The 25,898-nt window shown below is 40.0% G+C and carries 22 protein-coding genes and 1 riboswitch; of the genes, 18 read left to right on the top strand and 4 right to left on the bottom strand.

Features of this window, described 5'->3' with window-relative positions; all coding sequences use genetic code 11:
• The first annotated feature begins 55 nt into the window (after positions 1-55).
• Positions 56-718 (top strand): metallophosphoesterase, encoded by a 663-nt coding sequence (locus HZB59_13195; protein ID MBI5022385.1) that lies wholly within the window; start codon positions 56-58, stop codon positions 716-718.
• Positions 719-840: 122 nt separating this feature from the next.
• Here the strand turns inward: HZB59_13195 and HZB59_13190 are convergent, their stop codons facing one another.
• The 4 genes from HZB59_13190 to HZB59_13175 form a co-directional block, all read right to left on the bottom strand.
• Positions 841-1,239 (bottom strand): hypothetical protein, encoded by a 399-nt coding sequence (locus tag HZB59_13190; protein MBI5022384.1) that lies wholly within the window; start codon positions 1,237-1,239, stop codon positions 841-843.
• A gap of 123 nt (positions 1,240-1,362) precedes the next feature.
• Complete coding sequence (locus tag HZB59_13185) at positions 1,363-2,700, bottom strand: 5'-deoxyadenosine deaminase (GenBank protein ID MBI5022383.1); 1,338 nt, start codon at positions 2,698-2,700, stop codon at positions 1,363-1,365.
• Between the two features lie 100 nt (positions 2,701-2,800).
• Entirely contained in the window at positions 2,801-4,690 is a 1,890-nt protein-coding gene (locus HZB59_13180) for a response regulator (protein MBI5022382.1), read from the bottom strand.
• Positions 4,691-5,050: 360 nt separating this feature from the next.
• Positions 5,051-7,948, bottom strand: a complete 2,898-nt coding sequence (locus HZB59_13175; GenBank protein ID MBI5022381.1) for a response regulator — start codon at positions 7,946-7,948, stop codon at positions 5,051-5,053.
• Positions 7,949-8,332: 384 nt separating this feature from the next.
• On the opposite strand from HZB59_13175, the gene HZB59_13170 reads away from it, so the two are divergent.
• From HZB59_13170 to HZB59_13090, 17 genes are all read left to right on the top strand, one after another.
• Positions 8,333-8,899 (top strand): SPOR domain-containing protein, encoded by a 567-nt coding sequence (locus tag HZB59_13170; protein MBI5022380.1) that lies wholly within the window; start codon positions 8,333-8,335, stop codon positions 8,897-8,899.
• Between the two features lie 130 nt (positions 8,900-9,029).
• A complete protein-coding gene (locus tag HZB59_13165; GenBank protein MBI5022379.1) occupies positions 9,030-9,563 on the top strand; it encodes a dCTP deaminase in 534 nt (177 codons plus the stop codon).
• Between the two features lie 47 nt (positions 9,564-9,610).
• Entirely contained in the window at positions 9,611-11,671 is a 2,061-nt protein-coding gene (locus HZB59_13160) for a S9 family peptidase (GenBank protein MBI5022378.1), read from the top strand.
• Positions 11,672-11,739: 68 nt separating this feature from the next.
• Positions 11,740-12,561, top strand: a complete 822-nt coding sequence (gene pyrF, locus HZB59_13155) for an orotidine-5'-phosphate decarboxylase (GenBank protein ID MBI5022377.1) — start codon at positions 11,740-11,742, stop codon at positions 12,559-12,561.
• Positions 12,562-12,584: 23 nt separating this feature from the next.
• On the top strand, positions 12,585-14,120 hold the full coding sequence (locus HZB59_13150) for a DUF2851 family protein (GenBank protein MBI5022376.1): 1,536 nt from the start codon (positions 12,585-12,587) through the stop codon (positions 14,118-14,120).
• 88 nt (positions 14,121-14,208) lie between these two features.
• Positions 14,209-14,961, top strand: coding sequence for a sulfite exporter TauE/SafE family protein (locus tag HZB59_13145; GenBank protein ID MBI5022375.1), 753 nt, complete (start codon positions 14,209-14,211; stop codon positions 14,959-14,961).
• 92 nt (positions 14,962-15,053) lie between these two features.
• Positions 15,054-15,653 carry an RNA polymerase sigma factor gene (locus tag HZB59_13140; GenBank protein MBI5022374.1) on the top strand — a complete coding sequence of 200 codons (600 nt, stop codon included), beginning with the start codon at positions 15,054-15,056 and terminating at the stop codon, positions 15,651-15,653.
• 2 nt (positions 15,654-15,655) lie between these two features.
• Positions 15,656-16,465 carry a zf-HC2 domain-containing protein gene (locus tag HZB59_13135; protein MBI5022373.1) on the top strand — a complete coding sequence of 270 codons (810 nt, stop codon included), beginning with the start codon at positions 15,656-15,658 and terminating at the stop codon, positions 16,463-16,465.
• Between the two features lie 14 nt (positions 16,466-16,479).
• On the top strand, positions 16,480-18,066 hold the full coding sequence (locus HZB59_13130) for a HEAT repeat domain-containing protein (protein MBI5022372.1): 1,587 nt from the start codon (positions 16,480-16,482) through the stop codon (positions 18,064-18,066).
• 2 nt (positions 18,067-18,068) lie between these two features.
• On the top strand, positions 18,069-19,193 hold the full coding sequence (locus HZB59_13125; GenBank protein MBI5022371.1) for a HEAT repeat domain-containing protein: 1,125 nt from the start codon (positions 18,069-18,071) through the stop codon (positions 19,191-19,193).
• Positions 19,194-19,533: 340 nt separating this feature from the next.
• Entirely contained in the window at positions 19,534-19,998 is a 465-nt protein-coding gene (locus HZB59_13120; GenBank protein MBI5022370.1) for a MerR family transcriptional regulator, read from the top strand.
• On the top strand, positions 19,982-22,171 hold the full coding sequence (locus tag HZB59_13115; GenBank protein ID MBI5022369.1) for a molybdopterin-dependent oxidoreductase: 2,190 nt from the start codon (positions 19,982-19,984) through the stop codon (positions 22,169-22,171). The genes HZB59_13120 and HZB59_13115 overlap by 17 nt, the downstream gene beginning before the upstream one ends.
• Before the next feature lie 2 nt (positions 22,172-22,173).
• Positions 22,174-22,713 (top strand): 4Fe-4S dicluster domain-containing protein, encoded by a 540-nt coding sequence (locus HZB59_13110; GenBank protein MBI5022368.1) that lies wholly within the window; start codon positions 22,174-22,176, stop codon positions 22,711-22,713.
• Between the two features lie 6 nt (positions 22,714-22,719).
• Positions 22,720-23,664, top strand: a complete 945-nt coding sequence (gene nrfD / locus HZB59_13105; GenBank protein ID MBI5022367.1) for a polysulfide reductase NrfD — start codon at positions 22,720-22,722, stop codon at positions 23,662-23,664.
• Between the two features lie 78 nt (positions 23,665-23,742).
• Complete coding sequence (locus HZB59_13100) at positions 23,743-24,285, top strand: YeeE/YedE family protein (protein MBI5022366.1); 543 nt, start codon at positions 23,743-23,745, stop codon at positions 24,283-24,285.
• On the top strand, positions 24,282-24,881 hold the full coding sequence (locus tag HZB59_13095; protein MBI5022365.1) for a YeeE/YedE family protein: 600 nt from the start codon (positions 24,282-24,284) through the stop codon (positions 24,879-24,881). The genes HZB59_13100 and HZB59_13095 overlap by 4 nt, the downstream gene beginning before the upstream one ends.
• 2 nt (positions 24,882-24,883) lie before the next feature.
• Positions 24,884-25,537 carry a rhodanese-like domain-containing protein gene (locus tag HZB59_13090; protein MBI5022364.1) on the top strand — a complete coding sequence of 218 codons (654 nt, stop codon included), beginning with the start codon at positions 24,884-24,886 and terminating at the stop codon, positions 25,535-25,537.
• A 36-nt stretch (positions 25,538-25,573) separates the two neighbouring features.
• A riboswitch (molybdenum cofactor riboswitch) is annotated at positions 25,574-25,745 on the top strand.
• Positions 25,746-25,898: the final 153 nt, after the last annotated feature.

Raw genomic sequence — 25,898 nt, 5'->3', positions numbered from 1 at the left:
ATTATTCTTTTTATTGATCAATAATAATTTATTCATCCGACTTTAACAACTGAAAATGAAAATAGTTGCCGTTACAGATATTCATGGTGAATATTCACTCGTTGAAAGAATGATTGAAAAAGAAATGCCCGATATCACTATCATCGGAGGTGACATCACTACCGTAGGATCGAAAAAAGAGGTGGAAAAAGCTATTGATAGATTTGTGAACTCAAGCAAGCGCGTATTTGCGATAGCCGGAAATATGGATTCGGCATCTCACGAAGAAGTATTGCTGCAAAAACAAGTTTCATTGAACGCAAGAGGAGTAATTATCGGTGGTATCGGTTTCTTTGGTGCTTCTGCTTCTCCGAGATCGTCGTTGAATACCCCGTATGAAATTTTGGAGGACGAAGTTTATGATAGAATCTCGACCGCCTTTCTTGACGTTGCAAATGCGCGACATAAAATATTAGTTACTCATGCACCACCGCATAACACAATACTCGATCGAATACATTCGGGAATTCACGTGGGCAGCACGGCTGTGCGGAAAATTATCGAAGAAAAACAACCCGATGTTTCTATTTGTGGTCATATTCACGAAGCAGCCGGTATTGATAGAATTGGTAAAACAGTTGCAGTAAATTGTGGTTTCGGTGCGGGTGGTTATTATGCTTTGGTTATATACGAAGAAAATATTTTTTCAGTTACTAATCGGTGTATATTGAAACAATAACCTACAACACAAAAACTCTTTTTATAATAATACTTCTGTGTTAGATGGAAATCATTTTGGTGAAAAAAATAAAAAGCGGTAGGTGAGTACCGCTTTTATTCTATTTTCTTGAATTAAAAAATTTAGCTTGGTTTATCTTTTTTCTCTAATTTCTTTTCAAGCTCTTCCCCTTTTTTCTCTATTTTTTCACCTTTTTTTTCTAAAAGTTTTCCCTTGCGTTCAAGCTTTTTACCTTTTTTCTCCAGCTTGGTTGCAGTTTTATTCATTTCCTTCGCTTTCGTTTCTTCACCCACCTGTTTTAACTCTTCTCCCTTTTTTTCCATTTTCTCAGCTTTCTCTTGAACATTTTCACCTTTCTCTTGCATCTTTTCTCCAACCTTTTGCAGCTTCTCTCCCTTTTTCTGCATCATTTCGGCTTTCTTTTCAAGATGTTTTTCCATTTGCTTATCCTGAGCAAAAAGCTGAGATTGAGTGAAAATAAAAATAATAAGCACGATACTTACAATAAGAAGTTTTTTCATAACAGACTCCAATAAAATTCTTTGATGATTTTGTGAATTAATATTTGAAATGTAATTAGGAACAATATGATATACAATTAATTTGCTATTAAAATTTGTTAATTGATTTAATTAAACAGATTATCAATAATCCATTCGAGATATTAATTTATGAAGTTCTTCTTTCGCCTCGAAGCGTATTTTATCGACATCAATAACAATATTTTCTTTTTTCCGATAAACCCATTTACCATCTATCATAACAGAGTCGACATTTTCGGGTGAGGCAGAATAAACAATCGAAGAGTACAAATTATCCGATGGCAATAGCGGATTAAATATCTCATTAAGATTGAGTAAAACTAAATCGGCTTTTTTACCAATTTCAATACTGCCGATTTCGTTTGCAATCCCGAGAGCGTGTGCACCGTTTATTGTTGCCATACGAAAAATTGTTTCTGCCGCCATCGATGTTGATCCATGAAAGGGCTTTTGGATTAACGAAGCGAGTCGCATTTCTTGGAACATATTGAGCGTGTTATTGCATGGAGCGCCATCCGCACCAAGAGATACAGATATGTTTTTTGAAAGCATCTCGGGAATATCAGCAATGCCGGAACCGAGTTTAAGATTGGAGGACGGACAATGTGAGACATTAGCTTTTGTGTTTTGCAGTATATCGAATTCATTTTTGTTCAAATGAACACAATGTGCAAGAACCGATTTATTAGAGAGGATGCCAAGTTTATTCAGGAATTCGATGTTCGCCATTCCGCACCGTTCGAAAACCTTCTGTGTCTCATTCGTATTTTCAGAAGCGTGTGTGTGTAAAAGCATTCCCGATGAATTCGATGTCAACTCGTAAGCATCTTGCATGAGAGTATCGGAGCAGGAGAGTACAAAGCGAGGCGCAACGGCGTACTTAATGCGGCCATTAAAAGAATTATGCCATTGCTCAGCCAGCAATCTTGTTGTTCGCAAAGAATCAGCAGTTGATTCTTTTAGTCTTGGGTACAATTCATTCACATCCATCATCGCTTTTCCAACAAATGCTCTGAATCCAGTTTCACCGACAGCACGGATGATCTCTTCTTGATGATTAACGCTTCCCATATCGAGAATTGTGGTGGTTCCCGATCGGATCAGTTCGGCGATTCCGACGAGTGCAGAACTGTACATAGATCGAGCATTATGAGCGGCTTCCATCGGAAATATTTTTAATTTAAGCCAATCGAGCAATTGAAGATCGTCTGCGAGTCCGCGAAAAAGAGTTTGACAAAGGTGCAGATGTGTTTGAATGAATCCGGGTATTAAAACCATACCGGTGGCATCGATAACTTCTGAGCCGGAATTATTTTGATTGCTGTTTTCTGGAAAAATTCCGGAGATCGTATTGTTTTCAATAACTACTGATGTATTAGCAAGAATATCACGGGTTTGATTGGCGGTAATGATTGTGGCACCGCTGATAATGATCGACATACAAATCTAAAAAAATGAATAATGCGTTGATTTCTGTAAATAATGAATATAACAGAAGGAAAACAAAAAACAAGATAAAAGCACCCGCTAATTATAGCAGTTAATTCATTCTCCCATCCAGTACACGGCGAATACTGAGAAGTATTTGCTGTGGATCGTATGGTTTAAGAATATATTCGCTAACGCCATCTCCAAGTTTTTCAGATTTTAATTTTGGATCTAAATATCCGCTCGATACAATCACTTTTAAATCATCTGTGCCTTCTTTAATCTGTGCTAATGCGTCCCATCCGCTGAGTTTGGGCAGACCGATATCCAGAATGATAAGATCAATATCGTTTTTATGTTTTTTGAACATTTCAATAGCTTCAAAGCCATCGCGCGCAGAAATAATCTTATAACCATGTCCGCTCAGTAATGCTGTGATTGTTTGAAGAAGCGTATCTTCATCTTCGACGACCAAAAGGGTTTCATCTCCACGAGGTAAATTAGTTGTAGAAGTTGATTCGGGAATTGAAATGGATACTTCATCTTTCGACGCAGGAAGTAAAAGCGTGAAAGTAGTGCCAACACCGACATCGCTTGCAACTTCAATGAAACCTTTATGACTGGAAACTATTCCGTAAACAACCGCCAATCCAAGGCCCGTTCCTTTTCCTTGTTCTTTTGTTGTGAAGAATGGCTCAAATATTCGCTCACGTGTATTCGCATCCATTCCGGTCCCTGTATCGGTTACACGGATGCATACAAATAAGTCCGCTTCTGCCTCTGGAAATTTTTTTCTTACTTCCCATCCTTGCCCTATTTCTGTTTGAATAGAAATTGTTCCACCGTCCGGCATGGCATCGCGCGCGTTAACGCAAAGATTCATAATCACCTGATTTAATTGATTGTGATCGCCTAATATCGGTGGTAATTCCGGTGTCAATCTGAGCGAAAATTTTATGGTTCTTGGAAATGTTTCGGTTAACATTTTTGTGATATCTTGTATAAGCTGGACCGAATCAACAGGTTCAAATAAAACTTCGGCCTTGCGGGCAAAAGTTAAAATTTGTTGTACAAGTCGAGAGCCGCGCTTTATTGCGCCCGTATTGATATCGGCGATTTGCTCTATTTTCTCTTTGTCGTTATACGCTCTTCTCATACTTGAAGTATTGACCAAGAGTATTTGAAGTATGTTGTTGAAGTCGTGTGCTATACCGCCTGCCAATGTGCCGATGCTTTCCATTTTCTGAGAATGACGCAGTTCGTTTTCAAGTTGTTTGTGTGCACTCATATCTCTACCTACACTGACAAAACCGTCCAGTTCTTCACCGACGAACAGGGGACTAAAAGAAAAATTAATAGGAACCCGATTGCCGTTTTTACAGATTATATCAGCGTCGAAATTGCTTTCCTTCATCTTTTTTTGTTCGACAAAAGAACGATATTTTTCCAGATATTCTTTATTGTCAATAACTTCCTTTAAAGATTTTCCAATCAGGTCGGTTTCTGCGTAACCGAGGATATCTTTGATAGTTTTGCCACGCATCATCTCAATATGAAAATCTTTATCCGTTGTAATGAATATATCGTTCATCACTTCGAGAGCAGATTTTAAAGCATCGGAAACAGGATTGATGTTTATTTTATGACGGAAGATAAAATAAACTGTTATCAAAATAGCGAATGTGCAGAGATAAAAATACCACTCAACATTCAATCTAAGAATTCCGAAAAACACCGAATCTGTAAAAGGGCCCGGTAAAATTAAGATTAATAATGCGAAGGTGACAAATATAATATTCGCTTTCCATATTTTATGCCTGAAGTTGCGCGATATCTCAAAAAGCATCGCGACACCGATGCTGAAAAAAACAGACATCCACGTTATGTAAAAAATATAACTGCTTTGTGCTAAAACTCCGATCTCAGTGATTGGTTGTGGAATAAAACCGAGGAGTAACATCGTGTAAGAAAATAAGCCGGCAACGTAAATGGAAGTGTTCACGGTGACAGACCTTATGATGTCTTTTTGTCTTATGAAAAATGTGATGAAATGAATAAAGAAGAAAGGGAACAGAGCGTAAATAAAAAGAGCGATGTGCTTAAATAAGTCGACGAATAGAGCGTCCTCTGATTGCGTAACTAAATACGAGGCGAGCCCAAATATTACAAGGCAATTAACGCAGAAAAAATAAAATCGAGATATCTGATTTTTTTGTGATTTAATAATAATAATAGTGGCAAGAATGAAATTTGCCGCGGTGTAAGCAACTGAAACAGGGAAATAGAGCATAGTATCGTTCTCCCACGATGTGTTATGATTATTTTTGATTTAGTTGTAATGGGTATTCTCCCGCTTCCTCACCTAGTTAAGTTTAATTTCACGAAATCGTTTTAATTTGCCTTCGATTGTCGCAATTAACAGGTCGGGATCCATCGGCTTTGTAATATAATCATCAACGCCAAGTTGAATTCCCGATCGGATAATTACTCCGTCTATCAGCGCGCTCATGAATACAAACGGAATAGACCGTAGATGTGGTTTCTCTTGAACGGCTTTGAAGAATTTGAATCCGTCCAGATCGCTTACTCCAAATTTAATATCACTTAATATCAAATCGAATGTCGTGTTGTTTAACTTTTCTAAGGCGGTTTCTATGTCAGGTGAAGTAACAACCTGATAATCGCAGTCATTCAATAAATCTTCGAGCGAATGCAACAGTAATTCATCGTCGTCCACAATTAAAATTCTTCCTTTTTTTGTTAGACGTTGAAAACTTGCAAGAATAAACTGTTCGAGTCGCGTCGCTTCTTCAGGGGTTATACTGAATTGTTGTTTCAGCTTTTCCAAACCTGTGGTATTATTCAGATTCATTTCGCCCGTAAGAATCATCTTTTCAACACGCTTAACATATAAATCAAGCCGGACATCCGCCTCGATGGCAAGATGCTCATCAAATGTTAATTCAAGGAGTTCTTTGAGTTGCATCAGTACTCGCGCCTCGGCTACTGATGGCTGACCGGTGATGTAACAATCAAGCATCTTCATGCGGTACATTTCATAACGCTCTTCTTTTGTCTCGGGGATGCGTGCACCAAGTAATTCCATTTTATGATCGTACTCGGTCGCGATACGCTCCAACCGCGACAGAAGAACCTGCTCCATTTCGTTCCTGAGATCGGAACGCAATTTTTGAACCTGTTCGTTCTGCGTTTCAATCATTTTATTGTACTGTTCATCGAGGCGCTTTTTTTCCTCTTCAATCGCAGTATCTGACTCTTTTTGAATTCTCTGCTTCTCATCAAGAAGTCTGATTTCGTATTCACGCTCGATTTCCAATTCAAGTTCTTTTCTAAGCGTGATTCGATGTTTGGCTAAATCTTCTTCTTGATTTTTCTGGAGTGTTGCGAGTTGTTCCCGTAATCTATTTTGTGCTTCGAGTTCGAGTTCATTGATGCGCTTCTGGTAAGACGATTCAAATTCAATTCGTAAAACATCGAATTCAGATGAAAGTTTTAACCGGTCCTCTTCCAGTTTTTTATCATAAACCGATCGCAACTCTGCTGTTATCTTTTCCCGTTCCATCTCAAGTTGCTGCGCAGATTGTTGCTGAAACATTATCTCTGTTTTTCTGAGTGCATCGAGGAGTTTTTGATTTTGTTGTTTCTTTAACTCCTGTTCCCGAGCGGTAAATTCTTTTCTCTCCTGAACCAATTGTGCCTCGAGTATACGAAAAGCTTCCTTCTCTTCCTCAAGTTTTGCAGCTAATTGTTGCGTAAAATCTTTTGTAATCTTTTTTCGTTCTTCATCGAGGCGTAGCGTAATTTCCTGTTTATGTGATCTTTCGGATTCTGCAAGAGCATTCTTAAGATCATTTTCGTGTTGTTCTTTTAATTTCTTTTGGTGGTTTTGAAATTCTGCGCGTTCATTCTCGATTGCTTTTTCAAGCTGCTTAAAGGCTTTTTTCTCTTCATCGAGTTTCAATTTTAATTCGTGCTCAAGTTCATTTTTGAGACGCTTTATTTCTTTTTCAACTTGCTTGTCGGTTTTTTGTAGATTTGATGCCTCGGCTTCTTTAAGCGCCTCCGCTAAATTCGATTCGTACTGCTTTTTAATAGTTTGTTCACGTTCGGAAAAAGATCTACGTTCATTTTCAAGTAATGTGATGTTTTCATCTAATATTTTGCGTTCAATAGCGAGCCTCTTCTCGTATTCATCTTTCAGACGCTGTTCAATTTGCATCTGTTCTTGTTCAAGTGATTTAGTGGTCTCGGTGTCAAAATTTAAAAGGGTATTTTTAACCGATTCATCGATTTTCAATTCATATTCTTGTTTCAGTTCAGCTTCCCGTTTTAAAAAAGCAGATTTATCTTGTTCCAATTCTTTAGTGATGCGATCAATCGTTTGTTGTAAGACGTTGAGCTTATCATTATATTCGGCAGAGAGATCACTGGTGATCTTTTTACGTTCAGATTCAAGTTGTTTTGAATAGTCGGCGGATATAGTTTCTTTGGTCTTCCGTAATGCTGTTTGCAGTTGAATATCGAATTCTTTTTTTAACTCATTCTCTCTCTCCGTAAACGATTTTTGTTTACCGGATTCTAACTCTCCCCGGTTCGATTCGAGATCCTTTTTAATATTGTCAATTTCATTTTGATGCTGAAGAGTTAATTTATCTTTGATCTCTTTTTCGAGCGCGGAAAGTTCCTGTTTGTGTTGCTGAGATAATTTTTCTTCTAAAGCGGAAATTTCAGATGCAAGATGTTTCTGAAATTCATCGTCTAATTGTTTCCGGGCTGTGGATATTTGTTCTTCGTACCGAGCATGAAGCAAATGCTGTTGCTGTTGCAGGGCAATTCTTTCTTCTTCAAGTAACCTGGCGGCTTGCTCTTCGGCTTTTCGAAGCTCTTCTGTGTAACGGGTTTTGAATTCCGTTTCAATACTTTGCCTAAGCTGAAGTTCAATTATTTCACGAGAAAGAGTTTCGGTTGTTGACGATGATGGAGTAATTGTCTCCGGTTGGGTTTGAGGTTCGGGTTCTTTTTGTGTAGCGGTCGGTTGCTTATGGATGGTATTTATTTTATTTTCGAATAATGCAATTCTTTCCTCGAACGCTATAATAAATGGATTTCGGGAATCTATTTTTTTAGCTTCAGCTAATTGCTGTTTTGCTTCTGAAAATTTTCCTTCTATAATAAATCTATCCGCTTGTCGAAGGCACTGACGGAAAATTTCACGAGAAGATTCAGGTGCCTGATCCATCTGATTTTTTGGAATATATTTTGAATCCAGCAATTCGTTTCCCCTTTTCTATCAAAATACTTTGCATCATGTTATTCACAATGTTAATATATAAAAATAGAGTACAAATTCAAACGCCTTCAAACATTTGTCACTTTTTGGCATCCCCGATTGAAATTTGACATTTAATTGAAAAAAATGTATTTTTTGCTCAAATTCACCGTTTCGATTACATAGGGGATTCAGTGCATGCGAAATCTGCAGTTACGGCTACTTTTCGTTCTTTTATTTCTTTTGTTTGGTAATTCCTTTTCAGACTCCCAGATATACGAACGTAAGATTTTCGAATATGTGCGCCTTATTTCTGAAGGGAAAAGCGACATTGTGGTCCCGAGGGTGTCGGATTTGCAGAGAAAAATTCCCCGTACCGCAGGTATCATTTACGTTGAAGGTTTAATCGCTTCGAATGAGAATGAATCTATCAGATGTTTTAGAACTATTGTCGACAGTTTTCCGAGAAGCGAATGGGCAGACGATGCATTAGCACGCTTGTTCGAATACAACCTGCAATCCGGAACATTCGCCGAGGCGGAACAAAGTTTTAAAAAATTAGAAAATACCTATCCGTCTTCACCTTATGTTACCACCGGTTATCTAAATCAGCAAAGAACTAACCAGGACAGTTTTTCGTCAAGGAATAATCAACCGCGGGCGAAAGGTGAAGAATGGGCTGTGCAAATTGGAGCGTTCTCGCTGAAAGAAAATGCAGTCAAACTTCAACAGAAACTTGTTGCGAACGGATATCGGTCAACTGTTTACGAAAACTTGCTCGATGGAAAAAATCTTCTCTATCTGGTGTGGGTAGGAACCTTTGATACCGCCGATGAAGCTCGCCCTTTATTAAAAGAATTGAAAACAAAATTTAATATAAACGGTGTGTTACGAATGCGGACGAGTTGGAAGAAGTGGTGAAATTCCGAAAATTAAATGTTCTTCTATCGCTTCAAACTAATTAATCCACGCTCTTCCACCGTCTTGGTATCTCCCCTAAAATTTATTAAATTATCAAATCAACATAACCCCGGTCTAATATTTTTAACTTATGATTCTTACTGACAAACAGATATTAAGCGAAATAAAAAAAAGAACAATTATTATTTCTCCGTTTAACCGCAGCAATCTCGGTTCGAATAGTTACGATGTACATCTCGGTGATTGGTTATCGATGTATAAGTGTGAAATTCTCGACGCGAAAAAACATAATCCGGTTCGCACTTTCAGAATTCCTAAAGAAGGATTAATTCTTGTACCGAGTAAGCTATATCTTGGCGTGACAAAGGAGTATACTGAAACACACAAACATGTTCCTTTCCTTGAAGGTAAAAGCAGCATCGGTCGGCTTGGAATAGATATCCATGCAACCGCAGGGAAAGGTGATGTCGGTTTCAAAAATACATGGACATTGGAAATTTCGGTTCGGCAACCGGTTCGCATTTATGCCGGGATGCCGATCGGTCAATTGATATATTTTGAAATCGGCGGCGAAGTTGAAACACCATACTTCAAAAAGATAAATGCTAAATACAATAAAAAAACAAATAAACCTGTTGAATCTATGATGTGGAAAAATTTTTGAGATAATAAACTTTATGCGATTTAAAAATGAAAAGAAAGGATTTTAAAATGAAAAAATTGATTCTCATATTCACTTTGATTTTGGCGATAACATCGATCATAATCGCACAAACTAAACGTCCACTTGAAATCGAAGATATGTTCCGGATAAAAAGAGCGAGCGACCCTCAAGTTTCTCCTGATGGAAAATGGATATGTTTTGTTATCACGGAAGTCAATAAAGAAGCAAATAAGATGAACAGCGATTTATGGTTGATGCCCTCATCTGGCGGTGAAATGAAGCGTCTTACTTCCAATCCTGGCAGTGATGCAAATCCGCGCTGGTCGCCTAATAGTAAAACAATTGCTTTTATTTCCACCCGGTCGGGTGACGGTCAAATATGGTTGATAGATGTTGATGGCGGAGAAGCTCGTCAGTTTACCACGTTATTTACAGGTGCTTCTAACCCCGTTTGGTCACCGGACGGGAAAAAAATAGCTTTTGTTTCAACTGTTTATCCTGAATTTTCCGATAAGCCGTTCAAAGAAAGCGATGAGTTGAATCAAAAGAAAGAAGGTGCCAAAGCGAAGAGTAAAGTGAAAGCTCACGTCATGACAAAACTTTTTTACAAACATTGGAACGCGTGGGTTGATGATAAGCGACAGCATATCTTTGTACAAGACATTGAAAGCGGGGAGCCCAAAGATATAACTCCGGGCGATCGCGATGCGGTACCAACATCTTCCACATTTTCTGCCGGCGATGATTTTGCTTTCTCACCCGATGGAAAAGATATCGCGTATACCGCAACCCCGACTGAAAATGAAGCGTGGAACACGAACCACGATATTTACGCGGTTTCAATAAACGGAACGAATCGAAAACAAATCACCACAAATCCTGCGGCAGACGGCTTCCCCAGATTTTCCAACGATGGAAAATATATCGCTTACCGCGCTCAGCGCACACCCGGTTTTGAGGCAGATAAATTTGAATTAATGATGTACAACCGTTCGACCGGAAGCATAGAAAGCATGTCGGAAAAATTCGATGCCTCTGTTGGAGCTTTTCAATGGACCGGAGACAACAGTAAAATATATTTCACCTCGGAAGAAAAAGCAAACCAACAAATTTATTTTCTTTCTTTGAAAGATAAAAAAATTACAAAAGTAATCGAAGGGGGTGTAAATAGTGAAGTTACGCTTTCAAACGACGGCAAGTTGATTTGTTTTTCAAAACATACACTCTCAAGATCTGCCGAACTTTATCGTTCATCATCAGATGGAAAAAACATTAAGAAACTCACCGGTATCAACGATGAGCTTTTCTCAAACATCACAATGAATGAGGCGGAAAGTATTACCTACACAGGTGCTGCCGATGCGACAATTCAAGCCTGGTTAATCAAACCACCCAACTTCGATGCGTCAAAAAAATATCCGTTAGTTCTGATGGTTCATGGTGGACCACAGGGCGCATGGGAAAACGGCTGGCATTACAGATGGAACGAACAAATGTGGGCGGCGCAAGGGTATGTGATTCTCGCTCCAAATCCAAGAGGTTCAACAGGTTTCGGTCAAAAATTTGTCAATGAGATAACGGGTGATTGGGGTGGAAAAGCATACGAAGATGTTATGAAAGGTGTTGAATATGTAGAAAAGCTGCCATACGTTGATAACAGTAAAATGGCTGCCGCAGGCGCCTCATATGGCGGTTACTTTATGAACTGGCTTGCGACACAATCCGGTAAATTTAAAACCATAATCACACATGCAAGCATCTACAACTTCTTCTCAATGTATGGAACAACGGAGGAAGTTTGGTTCGATGAGTGGGAACATGGCGGAACACCTTGGGACGCACCGGAGGAGTATAATAAATTCTCTCCGCATGCTCATGCAAAAAATCTTTTGAAATATAAAACTCCGATGCTCATAATTCATAACGAGCTTGATTACCGCGTCCCTGTTTCTGAAGGAATGCAGTTGTTCACAACTCTTCAGCGCATGGGAATTAAATCGAAGTTCATCTCTTTCCCGGATGAAGGACACGGAGTTTTAAAACCGCAGAACAGCGAGTTCTGGCATAAATCCGTTTTTGAGTGGCTTGCAGAATATTTGAAGAAATAAAAAAATCTAGTGAATGGATTATTGAAGAACTGGATTGCCGGAATAATGAAAAAGAGAGTGAAACCACAATGAGATTTCTGGAGAAATTAAAGTTTATTCAAAATAAAAATAAATCTTTACTCTGTATCGGACTCGATACAGATGTCTCTAAAATTCCGACATTACTCCAAAGCACCAACAATCCACAACTTGAGTTTAATAGGCATATAATTGAAGCCACGTCCGATTTTGCGTGTGCTTATAAACTTAATCTTGCATTCTATGAATCTGCCGGTGAGCGTGGGTATGAGACAATACATAAAACTTTGGAGTTAATTCCAAAGGAAATTATCACAATCGCGGATGGTAAGCGTGGAGATATTGGGAATACTGCCGAGCAATATGCGAAAATTATTTTTGATGATTGGAAATTCGATTCTGCCACAGTGAATCCTTACATGGGAAAGGATTCGATCGAACCGTTCATAAAAGATGAAAACCACTGCGCGTTCATTCTCGCTATAACATCCAATCCCGGTTCGCACGATTTTCAATATTTAGATGTGAACGGCAGACCGCTATACGAGCACGTGGTCGCGAAAGCCACCGGCTGGAATGTAAAGAAAAATATCGGCCTTGTGGCGGGCGCCACTCACCCGGACGAATTAAAACGTATTCGCGAAATGATTCCGGAAATGCCGTTGTTAATTCCCGGCATCGGTGCGCAAAAAGGTGACATGGAAGCGACAATACGTAATGGTTGTGATAAAAATGGTTTACTGGCGCTTATCAACGTTAGTCGTGGAATCATCTTCGCTTCAAGCGATGATAACTTTGCTGTAAAGGCACGTGAAGAAGCAATTAAAATTAAAAAAGAAATTAATTTAATCAGGGAAAAATATTTCGGATAAATAATATTTCATGAGGAGGATACATGAAATCAAAAAATCCAACTTACAATATTCCGGAACGGTTTCTGAAACAGCTCTGGACGAATCAACAATTTTCGGCGTTGAAATTAAAAACCACCGATAACCAACCTGTTCAAATTATTTCAACCGGTCAATCAAACAGCGATGCCGGCCCCGATTATATGAACTCTGTTCTACGCATAAACGGTGTAATGTATCGGGGTGATGTCGAAATTCATCAACGAAGCAATGATTGGTTAACGCACGGTCATCACAAAGATCCGAAGTACAACTCGGTTATTTTGCATGTAGTCTTCAGCGCCGATCCTGAAATATCATCAACGTTAACAAAAAGTAAAAGACGAATTCCAATTTTGTCATTGGAAAAGCAATTAAATTCCACGTTGCGTTCCATCTGGGGGAAAATGATTCTCGATGAAAGGTCTGAACGCTTGCGGACTTTAAAATGCTATGAGAAGAATATAGACGTGGAAGAATCATTGATAAGAAAGTTTCTCAATAAGTTAAGCATCGAGCGAATGGAGTTGAAGGTTAGGCGTTTTGAAGAACGGATTAAAGAACTCATAAATGAAGATCGTTTTCAGATCAAAGAACCCCCACCAAATTATGGAGATGTTCCGTTCGGTCTTAATCCGGATGAGCTTCCGTCACCGGCCCAGAAATATTCAGCCGGTGATTACCGGAATATTAAATACTGGGATCAGATGCTTTATGAAGGAGTGATGGAAGCACTCGGTTATTCAAAAAACCAAGAGTCGTTTCTTCGTCTGGCGCGAAATGTCAGATTAAAATTCATCAACGATATCTTTATCAACTCATGCCCTGAACATCATGAGGTTATTATTCAATCGATACTTATCGGAGCGGCAGATTTGCTTCCCGTTCCGAAAAAAGATATGGACTTGGAAAGTAAAAATTATATTCGGTTGCTGAGGACGATCCGGAAAAAATATAATTTAAATATTAAAAATAAATCTTTGAGAAGTTCAGATTGGCAGTTCTTCAGGTTGCGCCCCGATAATTTCCCAACGGTGCGAATCGCGGCAGCGGCTCGGCTGCTCAATACAATTATTCAGAAGGGTTTATTCAAACCGGTTATTCAAACAATAAAAAACAATGAGACTGATGAAAAGGATAAATATCGAATAATTCAAACAATGTTTGTTGTGTGTGCAGATCGGTTTTGGAAAACGCACTACAGATTTGGAGAAATAGCCGGTAAAGAAATTATGACACTCATCGGTAAAAACCGGGCAGACGATATAATGCTGAATGCTGTCGTTCCGGTATTGATGCTTTACGCAAGGATATTTAAAGATAAAGATGTACGCCATGGGGCAATCAAACTTTTAGAATTATCTCCCGCATCTGCGGGGAACACGATAACTAAAACGATTGATCAACAGATTGTCAGAGGGAAACTTAAGCTAGATTCCGCGATGTTACAGCAGGGCGCGATCCAACTTTATAAATTCTATTGCATGGAAGGAAGATGCGGCGATTGTTTGATCGGCAATTGCATTCAGAATTTAAATTAGCGTAATTCAAATGTCGAATGTAACTGACCGATTGGCGTGATTTTATCGAGCAAGAAAATATCCGATAAATTTTTATATTATTATCCTTATGGATATCTCAATCATACTTTTAATTTCACTCATATTTTTTATTATCGCCGTGCTTTACTCTTCGGTGGGGCATGGTGGCGCATCGGGGTATCTGGCGGTTTTATCATTCATGGCATTCAAACCGGATGAAATGGCTTCAACCGCATTGCTCGTAAATATCGTAGTAGCCGGAATTGCATTTTACTCTTATTTCCGATCAGGGTATTATTCTGCAAAACTCACTATTCCGTTTTTGTTGACTTCAATTCCCCTCTCTTTTATCGGAGGCATGTTATCCGTTCCAAAAAATTATTATGGTGTGTTGCTTGCGCTCGCGCTTATTGTGGCGTCGTTGCGTTTAGTAATTAAATCTGAAACTGTAACTGCAGGCGAACCAATTTACAAAAAGCCACATCCGATAATTGCGTTACCTGCAGGCGGATTGATCGGTTTCATATCGGGAATCGTTGGAGTTGGCGGTGGTATTTTTCTGAGTCCGATAATATTGCTAATGAAATGGGCTGATCCCAAATTTACCGCCGCAACAGCGGCACTATTTATTGTCGTCAATTCCATTTCAGGAATTGGCGGAAGAATTATTGACGGCAGATTTTCAACCGCCGCATTTATGCCATTCATGGCGGCAGCAATTTTGGGAGGATTCGTTGGCTCGATATGGGGAGCAAAGAAATTTTCAAATCAAACCCTAAGAAGATTACTCGGCGTTGTACTGATAATAGCGGCAATTAAATTGTTGATTGCATCTCTTTAACGACATTTATTCAGATGTAATCTGATATTTCGTCCTTCTTTCAAGAATAATTATAAATGTAAACTTTCGATATACAACTTTCGTCTTAAGTAATGAATGAAGGAAAAGCAATGACAGACGAGCGGGAACTGATCAACCGCGCACAGCGCGGCGACATGGAATCATTCCGCCTGCTTGTGGAGAGTGCGAGAGTAAATGTGTTCCGTCTCGCGTACGATCTCACGAGCAATCGTCATGATGCTGAAGATCTTTCACAGGAAGTGTTTCTAAAAGCATATCGCTCGTTGAATAAATTCCGCGGCGATTCAAAATGGAGTTCCTGGCTGTATCGAATCACGGTAAACAGTTGTTACGATCATCATAAATCAGGTGCAACAAAGGTAATGAAAAAGCAGGAAGAGATAGAAAACAGTGAGAATAAAAATGCCTGTCATTCCACAAATATCGCACCCGATAAAATAACGGATTCCTCAATCATTCAAGAAAATATTGAGAAAGCATTGAAGCAGCTTACACCGCGCGAGAGATCAGTATTCGTTTTGCGTCACTATCACGATCTTTCTCTTAAACAGATTGCGAAAACACTGGAGATAGCAGATGGCACGGTGAAGACACTTCTTTTTCGCGCGCTTCAGAAGTTACAGCAGGAATTAGCATTCTATAAAAAAGATTTAGGATTGGAAGGAAAATGATCATGAATTGCAAACAATGTCAGGATAAAATAGTCGAAGCTCTTTATGATGAGCTTACTCAGGATTCAAAAGCGGAATTTGAAGCACACATAGTATCATGCAAAGGTTGCTCAGCACAATATGAAAAAATGCAAGACACCGTTAATATCATGAATAAGCGCGAGGGTGTTAATCTAAATGAAATCGACTGGGAGTTGCACTGGAAAGCTGTTCATGGTAAAATTAATTCGGATCTGAAGGAAATCAAACCGGCACCACTCAAAGAAAAATTCCAATTCCATCCGTCTCAAATTCCATCATGGGCATACGGTATTGCTGCTGTGCTACTTATCGTTGTCGGAATTTTTATCGGGCGGACAGTTTGGTTGTCAAATCCAAACACTGATAAAATTATTGTTCAAAATCCGGTTGTTTCCAAGAATGACGTAGATTCTGTTACCACTCAGGCGCTTGTGTATCTTAGCAAATCGAAAGGTTTACTTCTGGGCGTAATGAACGCAAACGATAACGGATACTCCGAAGTTACATTTTCAAAGCAGCAAAAAATTTCAAGGCAATTAATTCAAAGGGCGAGTTATTTAAAAACCGCGCTTGATAAACCCGATCAGCAGCAGCTAAAACAGCTTATCGGCGATCTTGAAATTATACTTATGCAGCTTGCTAACATCGAAGTGAAGCCTGGTGTACCTGCCGTTGAGATGGTGAAAAGGGGTGTTGATCAAAAATCGATCTTGTTTAAGATCAATGTTGAAGAAATTAAATCTGCGGTTCGCGAATCGTCTAACGATAAATCTGAAAACACTAAATTATAATTGGAGAAATAAAAATGACAAACAATAAATTCACATTTAAAAGATTTTTAATGATGATAACCATCATAACAGTCATGGTTAATATCATGAGCGGGCAAGAATCGAAACAAAAAGAAGCGATGAAAGATTACGAGAAGGCATACGGATTTATACTAGACGAGAAATGGACAGAGGCACAAAAAGCTTTTACCGATTATTACCGTCAATATCCAAAAAGTAATTACGCCGATGCCGCGCGTTACTGGCAGTGCTTCACAAAAGATAAATTAGGCGATAACAGAGAAACTGTTTTCCAATGCTATCAGGACTTTCTAAAATCGTATTCACATAGCAAGTGGGCTAAAGACGCAAAATCGGCAATGCTGAGCCTGGCATCACAGCTTGCGAAAGAAGGGAAGCCGCAGTATAAGGATATAGTTCGCGGGATGGATGAAAACGAAGATGAAGAGGTAAAACTTGCCGCACTGTACGCGCTAAGTAATATGGAAGATCAAAAATCACTTCCAACACTCGCATCGCTTTATGATAATACAAAGAGCGATAAATTAAGATCGAACATTGTTTACATGCTTGGGAACATTGAAAAACCTGAAAGCCGAAAAAAATTAAATGAGATAGCAACAAAAGATCCGAATCCTAAAATCAGGAAAGATGCTATATATGCTCTCGCAAATGCAGGCGGTGACGATGCGGTTGGATATCTTAAGCAAATCATCAAATCGAATACTGATGTTGATATTAGAACTGCCGCTCTTTATTCTTTGGGCAATACGGATGAAGCGGGGATTGCTCCGTTTCTCGGCGAATTAGCCCGCACCGATAATGATGTGGAGGTTGCCAAAGCTGCCACTTACGCACTAAGTAATGTTGATACGAAAGAAGCTTCAAAGGAATTGCTGAGAGTTATGAAAGAATCGAAGCACCGCGGAGCGCGTGAAGCCGCGATGTATTCACTTGTCAACCGTGATGATGAAATTGCGCTCAGCACGCTCAAAGAAGCGGCGTTATCGGGTGAGGATGAAAAACTTCGGGTTACCGCAACTTATTCTCTCGGCAACATTGATAACGAAGAAGCATTCGCGGTTCTCAAAGAACTGTTTCGCACAAGCAAAGAAGAAAAAGTTCAGGAGGCTGCTCTTTACAGTTTGGGAAATCACGGCGGCGAATCGGTAAGAAATTTTTTAGTTGATATCGCTATTAGCCATACAGATGAAAAGATAGCAAAAACTGCTCTCTATGCGCTTAACAACGCATCCGAAGGAAAAAATGCAGACCTGATGCTCACGATTATTGAAAAAACAAAATCACCCGAAATACAGAGGCAGGCGATTTATCAAATTGCAAATGAAGATAATCCCGCGGCAGTTAAAGTTCTTGTAAAGATACTTCAAGAAAGTCATGATCCAGATTTGCAGCAGGTAGCAATCATGGCGCTCGGTAACTGTGAAAACGACGAGGCGGTTCCGGTGCTAACCGACGTCGCTAAAAAAGGTACAGATAGAAAAATACGGAGCGCGGCAGTAACCGCCCTCGGACAAATAGGAACCGAGAAAGCCCGCGCTGCACTTGTTGAAATTTTAGAAGGCAAGCCCAAGGAGTGATTATGAAAAATTCAGCTTGGTCAGTGATATTATTATTGCTCTTAGTATCAGCGTTTTGTTTTGGCGTATTCGGACAAACGATTGTTCAAAAAAATATTGAAGAATACTTCGATCAAGTTCATAAAGAAGCGATAACAAAGGGTTATCGGGATGGATACTGGATTGGTTATAGTATTAAAAAATCGATGGAAGAAAATTCATTCATCGGTTCTTATTCTTCCGATGATAGACGGAATCGTCCTTCACTCGCCGAGGTTATCTCAGGCGTGCAAATCAAAAACATCGACGAAATAAAAATTGGTGATAATGATTGCCAAATTATCGAAGGAAATGTTTCTATCGGAAATAGTAATGGAAACAACAGGAAGATCGAAAAGGAAGTTGGAATCCTTTTTCATTTTGATCGAACTGGAAACAAGATTTTTGACGAGATTAAAATAAGCAACCTCTCTTTGAAGGTGACTCTTAAAAACGATCCGTTGATATGGCTGAACAGTTTCGATAATGAAGAGAGTGTTTCTTTTCTGGTTGATCAATTCAACGATCATTATTCGATTGAAATTCAGGAAGATATAGTGCGGGCTGCCGGGATTCATGATCCGGGCGAAAAAGGATTTTTATTTCTTAAAGAAATTTTGATTGGTGATTATAAGAATTCTATTCGTGAAGAATCTGCTTTTTGGATCGGACAGCAAAATACGGATGCCGCATTAACAGCTCTGATGCAAGCGGCACAAAAAGACAAATCGGAGGATGTGATGGAAAAAGCTGTTTTTTCTGTGAGTGAAATGGAAAATAAAAATGCAACCGATTCGTTGGTTAAATTAGCACGCAAAGCCGAAAATCGTAATGTTAGAAATAAAGCGATATTCTGGCTCAGTCAAAGGGCGAGTGAAAAAGCTGTCGCTGTTATTGAAGATATAATACAAAACGATGACGATACAGAAGTGCAAAAGCAGGTGGTGTTTGCAATCAGCCAGCTTGACGATGAAGAATCGATACCATCGCTGATAAAAATTGCAAGATCACATCCAAGTGTTGAGGTTCGAAAATCGGCAATATTTTGGTTAGGACAAACGGAAGACAGCCGCGCGCTTGATGCGATAGTGGAGATGGTAAAAAATTGAGTAAACCAAATTCTTAGAACTCTCTGGTCACTATAATTTTGCTTTGTCACTAGTGTTTCTGAGGAAATATATCCCAAGCATAACGATGAAGAGAATGGGGTTAGGTTACTTTAAGAAAATCAATTCTGAAACTCCGTCCCGAACACCATTTTCCATTTTGAAAAACAATCTTTAAAATCTTTCAAATTTCCAATCTTTTCAATCAAAATCCTACATTTATCGCTGGCATAATAGTTGATATTTATAAATACCAACTATGATCCCCCTACACGGATCGAGGCATAATTTTAAATCATTAGGTCATGGTTCGATAGGCCTACCATGAAACTTTAATTTTTTTATGAGATCAGAAATAATTCAAAATCAGGATACACCACTCTATTCAATAAGCACTGCGGCGAAGATGCTTGGAATCTCCGTACATACAGTGAGGATGTACGAGCGCGCCGGATTAATCCTGCCGTTCCAAAAAGAATCGAGTCATCGCCTTTACTCGCAGTCGGATATTGAGCGGTTGAAATGTATCCGCCGTGCTATCAACGAAGAAAAAATCGGCATAGCAGGCCTACAACGAATCCACGCTCTGATTCCTTGCTGGGAAATAGTAAATTGTTCGCAGCAAGACCGCGAGCATTGTGAAGCATTTAGAAATCATACCAAAGCATGCTGGACTTTCGATCATCCGAAAAACAGTTGCGATACACGCGATTGCAGGTCGTGCCCTGTCTATAAAGAAGCTTTCGATTGTACTTCAATTAAAAATAGAATTATAGGGATAACTGAAAAATATGAATCCACTATCTAGAAGAAAATTTTTAAAAATATCCGGCGCTACAATAGCCGCGGCAGCAGCAGTAGGAACCATATCAAAAGCAATCGAAACTTCTGATGCTGCAAAGCAAAAAGGTATCCAAAAAATTCCAACCTTTTGCGATATATGTTTCTGGAAATGCGGAGCGATAGCTTATCTCCGCAACGGCAAACTGTGGAAAGTTGAAGGTAATCCTCTTGATCCTCTTAGCAGAGGTCGGTTGTGTCCGCGTGGCACCGGAGGTATCGGTGCACATTATGACCCGGATAGATTGCGCTCGCCGTTAATTCGTACTCAAGAACGCGGAGAAGAGATGTGGAAAGAAGTCACGTGGGATGAAGCCCTCGGTTACATCGCCGATAAAATGCAAAAAATAAAATCTCAGTACGGAGCTGAATCGATGGCGTTATTCAGTCATGGTATTGGCGTGAATTTTCTAAAACACACTTTGAAAGCTTACGGTGCTATCAACTTTGCGGCACCATCGTTTGCGCAATGCCGAGGACCAAGAGATGTCGGTTTCAAACTTACGTACGGCGAAGATGTCAGTTCGCCGGAACGAACAGATATTAAAAACTCGCAATGTCTAGTGCTTATTGGAAGCCACCTTGGCGAGAATATGCACAATACTCAGGCACAGGAATTTGCCGATGCGGTACAGAACGATGCCTCGATTATAGTTGTCGATCCGCGCTTCTCGGTTGCCGCGAGTAAAGCAAAATATTATCTACCCATAAAACCCGGAACCGATCTCGCGCTGCTTCTTGCATGGATGAATGTTATTGTTTCTGAAAATCTGTATGACAAAGAGTACGTTGAGAAATACGGATTCGGATTTGAGCAGTTCAAGGCGGAGATTTTATCTTACACTCCTGAGTGGGCTTATCCGGAAACAGGGATCGAGCCGAAACTGATTCGAGCAACCGCACGTGAGATGGCACGGTACAAACCGGCAACGCTAATTCATCCCGGCAGGCACGTTACCTGGTACGGCGACGATGCACAGCGCAGTAGAGCAATTGCATTGCTGAACGCGCTCATGGGAAGCTGGGGAAGAAAAGGCGGATTCTATTATCCGGTAAATATGGATGTTCCCGGTTATCCGTATCCGGCATATCCAACTCCTGCGAAAGAGAAAGTCGATAATCCCAATAAAAAATATCCGTTCGCACATGAAGCGATTACCACCGGAATTCGTGAAGCTACTCTTACAGGAAATCCATATCCGATCAAGGGATGGTTTGTTTATGCAACGAATCTTCTTCAGGCATTACCAAACGAAGATATTACAAAACAAGCAATTCAGAATTTAGATTTGATGGTTGTGGTTGATGTAATTCCGAGCGAGATTGCAGGATGGGCAGACGTTGTGCTTCCCGAATCGGTTTATCTTGAGCGGTACGATGATATCAATGTCGAGTGGTTCCGTGATTCGTTTGTTGCTTTGCGTCAGCCGGTAGTTGAATCGCCGCATGAGCAAAAGCCAAACTGGTGGATCGCGAAGAAACTTGCGGAGAAATTAGGATTTGGGAATTATTATCCATGGAAAGATGTCGAAGAGTACATCAACCATCGCATAACCGCCGCGGGATTAAGTTTTGATGAGCTGAAAAAGAACGGCATCATACTCGGAGCCAACCAGCCGAATTATTTTGATGAAGGTGTGCCTGCGGAATTCCCAACTCCTTCAGGAAAGATAGAATTCTTTTCACTTCAACTTCAACAAGCAGGTTTCGATCCTGTTCCGAAATATAAACGACCAGCAGGCGGACCGGCTGGTTCGTTCAGATTATTGTACGGCAGAGCGCCGGTTCATTCTTTTAGCCGAACCCAGAGCAACAGAATTTTATCCGATGCGATGCCGGAGAATGAAGTTTGGTTGAATGCAAACATCGCCGAGCGTTACGGCTTAAAGAGCGGCGAGTATATCAAATTAAAAAATCAGGATGGAGTGGTGAGCAATAAAGTAAAAGTTAAAGTGACGGAAAGAATCAGGCAGGATTGTATTTACATGGTGCACGGTTTCGGTCATACCGCGAAGGGATTGAAACATGCATTCGGAAAAGGAGCAAGTGATTCGCAACTGCTGACACGTTTCGAAACCGATCCGCTTATGGGAGGAACCGGCATGAATGTGAATTTCGTAACAATCGAGATGGAGGGATAATCATGGCACGATTTGGAATGGTGATTGATACGAAAAAATGCGTCGGCTGCATGGATTGTGTTGTTGCATGTAAAACAGAAAACGATGTTCCCGAAGCATTCAACCGCGATTGGATAGTGCAGGATGTACGCGGTAAAAATCCTGATCTTCATATGGAAATCAGAACTGAACGTTGTAACCATTGCGATAATCCTCCGTGTGTTTATTGCTGTCCCACAGGGGCAAGTCATGTGCACGATCTTGGCGGCATAGTTCTCGTAACTCACGATTTATGTATAGGTTGCAAGGCATGCCTCGCATCGTGTCCGTATGATGCAAGGTTTATTCATCCCGAAGGTTACGCGGACAAATGTACTTTCTGCGTTCACCGGGTTGAGAGGGGATTGGATCCTGCTTGTGTTTCGGTTTGTCCGACCCATTGCATGTACTTCGGAGATTTAGACGATCCGAACAGTCAGGTAAGCAAGCTTCTTGCATCAAGAAAAAATCATTCATTGATTCCAGAAGCAGGAACAAAACCACAAATGTTTTATTTAGTGTGAGGTGATATGAACGAGTATACAACAACACGTCATAACGAATTGGTCGATCCGTCACTCCACATCTGGGGATGGGAAATTCCGGTTTATCTTTTTATAGGCGGATTGGTTGCCGGGATGATGATCATTACCGGTTATTTCATTTTCAAAGGAAAATACAAAGACAAAGCATGTGTGTGCCGATCGCTTCCGTTATTAGGAATGATAATTCTGAGCGCAGGCATGTTTGCATTGTTCCTCGATCTTGAGCATAAGCTATACACGTGGAGATTGTATTTAACATTCAAAGCTACCTCGCCTATGTCGTGGGGTGCGTGGATATTAATCGTTGTTTATCCAACTATGATTGCCAGTTTCTTGGTCAACGTGCCTGAATATTTTTCGAGGAAATTTCCATGGATGGTTGGGATTTCCGAAAAACTCCAGCAGCATAAATATGCAGTGAAAAATATTGGTGTCGTCAATATGTTGCTGGGTGGATTGCTTGGAATCTATACCGGAGTATTATTAAGCGCGTTAGGTGCGCGCCCTTTGTGGAACAGTTCGATGCTCTGGCTTTTATTCTTAGTATCAGGATTATCTGCCGCATCAGCGTTCGTTCACATGGTTGCAAAGAGAGTTGAGGAAAGAGAGTTGCTTGCAAAAGCTGATAACGGTTTTTTAATACTTGAAATATTCGTTATCGGTTTATTTATAATCGGAATGCTAACATCAACAAAAGTACATATTCAATCGGCTCTTGTACTTTTGAGTGGATTATATGCACCTGCATTCTGGGTATTTGTATTAGGAATTGGAATTGTGATTCCGTTGATATTACAACTATTGGCAGTGAATCATAAAATCAAACATACTCCAATAGCGCCGATCATGGTAATTGTGGGTGGATTAGTTTTGAGGTTTGTGATTGTTTACGCTGGACAGTATACGCACTGGGTAGATGCTGCATTTTAGAATTTTGATATTGGAAATTGTTTCGTATTTCGAAATTAGGATTTAGTATTTAACGAAGGATTAATAAAGGATAATATTATGTCATCAACATCAAACGAAGTTCAACACGGTCCAAAGCCATACTGGAATCCGTATCTTTCCGGTATGGGTTTGGGACTCGTGCTTCTTTTATCGTACGTTATCATGGGGCGCGGGCTTGGCGCGTCAGGCGCATTCTCCTCGCTTGTAGCAACAGGTGTCAGTGCAATCGCTCCCGAACATGCGAAGGCAAATGAATTTTACAATGAATATCTTGCTGATACAACAAAAAGTCCGTTGAAAGACTGGCTCGTTTTCGAAGTGCTTGGAGTATTAGCCGGTGGATTTATTTCCGGCGCGCTTGCGGGAAGAATTAAAAAGACAGTCGAGAAAGGTCCTCACATTTCTGTCAGCGGCAGATTACTCTATGCATTTGTCGGTGGGGCAATAATGGGTATCGGTGCAAAACTTGCTCGTGGTTGCACAAGCGGTCAGGCGCTGACTGGGGGCGCCGTTCTGAACGTCGGCAGTTGGGCATTTATACTTGCTGTTTTTGGTGGTGCTTATATGTTTGCATACTTTTTTAGGAGACAATGGAGATGAACACACCTTTTTTTAAATATGGATTATTCGGCGATGATGTTAGTTTAGTTATTGCATTTGTTATTGGTATCGGATTCGGATTTTTCTTAGAGAGGGCAGGATTCGGTAATGGACGTAAATTGGCGGCTCAATTTTACTTCAATGATCTCACGGTTTTCAAAGTAATGTTCACGGCAATCATTACGGCGATGGTCGGTATTTATTATTTATCAGTGATCGGTTGGATGGATTTATCATTGGTTTACTTGAATCCAACATACATCGTTCCACAAACAATCGGCGGATTACTTTTAGGATTCGGATTTGTGATCGGTGGGTATTGTCCAGGCACTTCGTGTGTTTCAGCCGTCACCGGAAAGATAGACGGAATGGTCTACTTACTCGGTATTGTTGTCGGTATATTCATCTTCGGTGAAATCTTCCCGCTTGTAAGCAATTTCTACAACTCCACACCGATGGGGCAGATTACACTTTCACAATTATTCAATATTCCATATGGAATTTTAGTATTTGCCGTTGTCATGATGGCAATAGGTGGATTTGCCGCCGCTGAATGGGCAGAAAAAAAACTTGGTAATAAAATAGTGGAGCCGTAATCGTGAAAAACTTTTTTCCAAAACTTTCGTTGAATAAAAAACTTGCCCTGCTGGCATTTATTCTTGGATTAATCGCGATATTTGCAGGTAATCCTTACCGTGGAAGCTCTGTTACATTGGATACTAAAGAGTTGTCGCTCATCGTGGACAAAACAGTTGACCACGTATCTGCAGAAGAGCTTGCCGATTGGATAATTCAGGGAAAGAGCGATTTTAAACTACTCGATCTCAGAACAGAAAAAGAATTCAACGAGTACCATATTCCCTCAGCAGAACTAGTTCCGTTAGCAGAGTTGAATCAATATCCGTTATTACGGAATGAAAAAATTGTTTTATACTCGGAAGGCGGTATCCATTCAGCTCAAGCGTGGATGTTGTTAAGGGCAAATGGATATAAAGCTGTATACATGCTGTTCGGTGGGTTGGAAGAATGGGCAGATAAAATTCTTTTCCCAAAACTTGCACAAAACGCAACTCCTGAACAAACCACCGCATTCGAAAAAATGAAAGAAGTGAGCAAATTCTTCGGCGGCTCGCCGCAAGTCGGCGGCGCTACGGAAGAAGTATCTTCGAAAAAACCGATGCCGAAACTTGAAATGCCGACCGGAGGATCCGCTCCGACGGCAGGCAAAAAGAAGAAAAAAGAAGGTTGTTAAGCTTTCTTAAATGTATTATATTTGAGAAAGTTCGTTCTTTGTAAATTACTCCGAGTCCCGCTTCCTAAGTTCAAGTATTTGAATATGGAATCAGGATCGATGAGTTCGTAAACTCTTCCCGTCTTACTCATACGAATAAGATTGGAAAACGGTAATACTAGAAACGGTATTGCCACCCGACTTGGAAAGGAGAGATAAATAATCTTATCATTTATTCATTTTAACATTGTAACATTGGTCTAATGATTCGATGAAACAATGATGCAATGTCTAACTCCCCGTCCTTTCCATAAGAGATGGGGATTTTTATTTTAATGATAGCAGAATTAATGTCGAATAATTAATAACGAATATCGAACAT

The organism is Ignavibacteriales bacterium (genome assembly GCA_016214905.1).
GTDB lineage: Bacteria > Bacteroidota > Ignavibacteria > UBA10030 > SZUA-254 > PNNN01.
Note: the sequence above shows the minus strand (reverse complement) of the source record. Positions and strands in the feature narration are given on the sequence as shown.

What these genes read in the sequence shown, in the direction of transcription:
- HZB59_13115 (MBI5022369.1), top strand. Translation starts at nt 19,982, where the DNA reads ATGAATCCACTATCTAGAAGAAAATTTTTAAAAATATCCGGCGCTACA.
- HZB59_13185 (MBI5022383.1), bottom strand. Translation starts at nt 2,700, where the DNA reads ATGTCGATCATTATCAGCGGTGCCACAATCATTACCGCCAATCAAACC.
- HZB59_13130 (MBI5022372.1), top strand. Translation starts at nt 16,480, where the DNA reads ATGACAAACAATAAATTCACATTTAAAAGATTTTTAATGATGATAACC.
- HZB59_13195 (MBI5022385.1), top strand. Translation starts at nt 56, where the DNA reads ATGAAAATAGTTGCCGTTACAGATATTCATGGTGAATATTCACTCGTT.
- HZB59_13150 (MBI5022376.1), top strand. Translation starts at nt 12,585, where the DNA reads ATGAAATCAAAAAATCCAACTTACAATATTCCGGAACGGTTTCTGAAA.
- HZB59_13145 (MBI5022375.1), top strand. Translation starts at nt 14,209, where the DNA reads ATGGATATCTCAATCATACTTTTAATTTCACTCATATTTTTTATTATC.
- HZB59_13135 (MBI5022373.1), top strand. Translation starts at nt 15,656, where the DNA reads ATGAATTGCAAACAATGTCAGGATAAAATAGTCGAAGCTCTTTATGAT.
- HZB59_13120 (MBI5022370.1), top strand. Translation starts at nt 19,534, where the DNA reads ATGAGATCAGAAATAATTCAAAATCAGGATACACCACTCTATTCAATA.
- HZB59_13160 (MBI5022378.1), top strand. Translation starts at nt 9,611, where the DNA reads ATGAAAAAATTGATTCTCATATTCACTTTGATTTTGGCGATAACATCG.
- pyrF (MBI5022377.1), top strand. Translation starts at nt 11,740, where the DNA reads ATGAGATTTCTGGAGAAATTAAAGTTTATTCAAAATAAAAATAAATCT.
- HZB59_13175 (MBI5022381.1), bottom strand. Translation starts at nt 7,948, where the DNA reads ATGGATCAGGCACCTGAATCTTCTCGTGAAATTTTCCGTCAGTGCCTT.
- nrfD (MBI5022367.1), top strand. Translation starts at nt 22,720, where the DNA reads ATGAACGAGTATACAACAACACGTCATAACGAATTGGTCGATCCGTCA.
- HZB59_13100 (MBI5022366.1), top strand. Translation starts at nt 23,743, where the DNA reads ATGTCATCAACATCAAACGAAGTTCAACACGGTCCAAAGCCATACTGG.
- HZB59_13165 (MBI5022379.1), top strand. Translation starts at nt 9,030, where the DNA reads ATGATTCTTACTGACAAACAGATATTAAGCGAAATAAAAAAAAGAACA.
- HZB59_13140 (MBI5022374.1), top strand. Translation starts at nt 15,054, where the DNA reads ATGAATGAAGGAAAAGCAATGACAGACGAGCGGGAACTGATCAACCGC.
- HZB59_13190 (MBI5022384.1), bottom strand. Translation starts at nt 1,239, where the DNA reads ATGAAAAAACTTCTTATTGTAAGTATCGTGCTTATTATTTTTATTTTC.
- HZB59_13125 (MBI5022371.1), top strand. Translation starts at nt 18,069, where the DNA reads ATGAAAAATTCAGCTTGGTCAGTGATATTATTATTGCTCTTAGTATCA.
- HZB59_13110 (MBI5022368.1), top strand. Translation starts at nt 22,174, where the DNA reads ATGGCACGATTTGGAATGGTGATTGATACGAAAAAATGCGTCGGCTGC.
- HZB59_13095 (MBI5022365.1), top strand. Translation starts at nt 24,282, where the DNA reads ATGAACACACCTTTTTTTAAATATGGATTATTCGGCGATGATGTTAGT.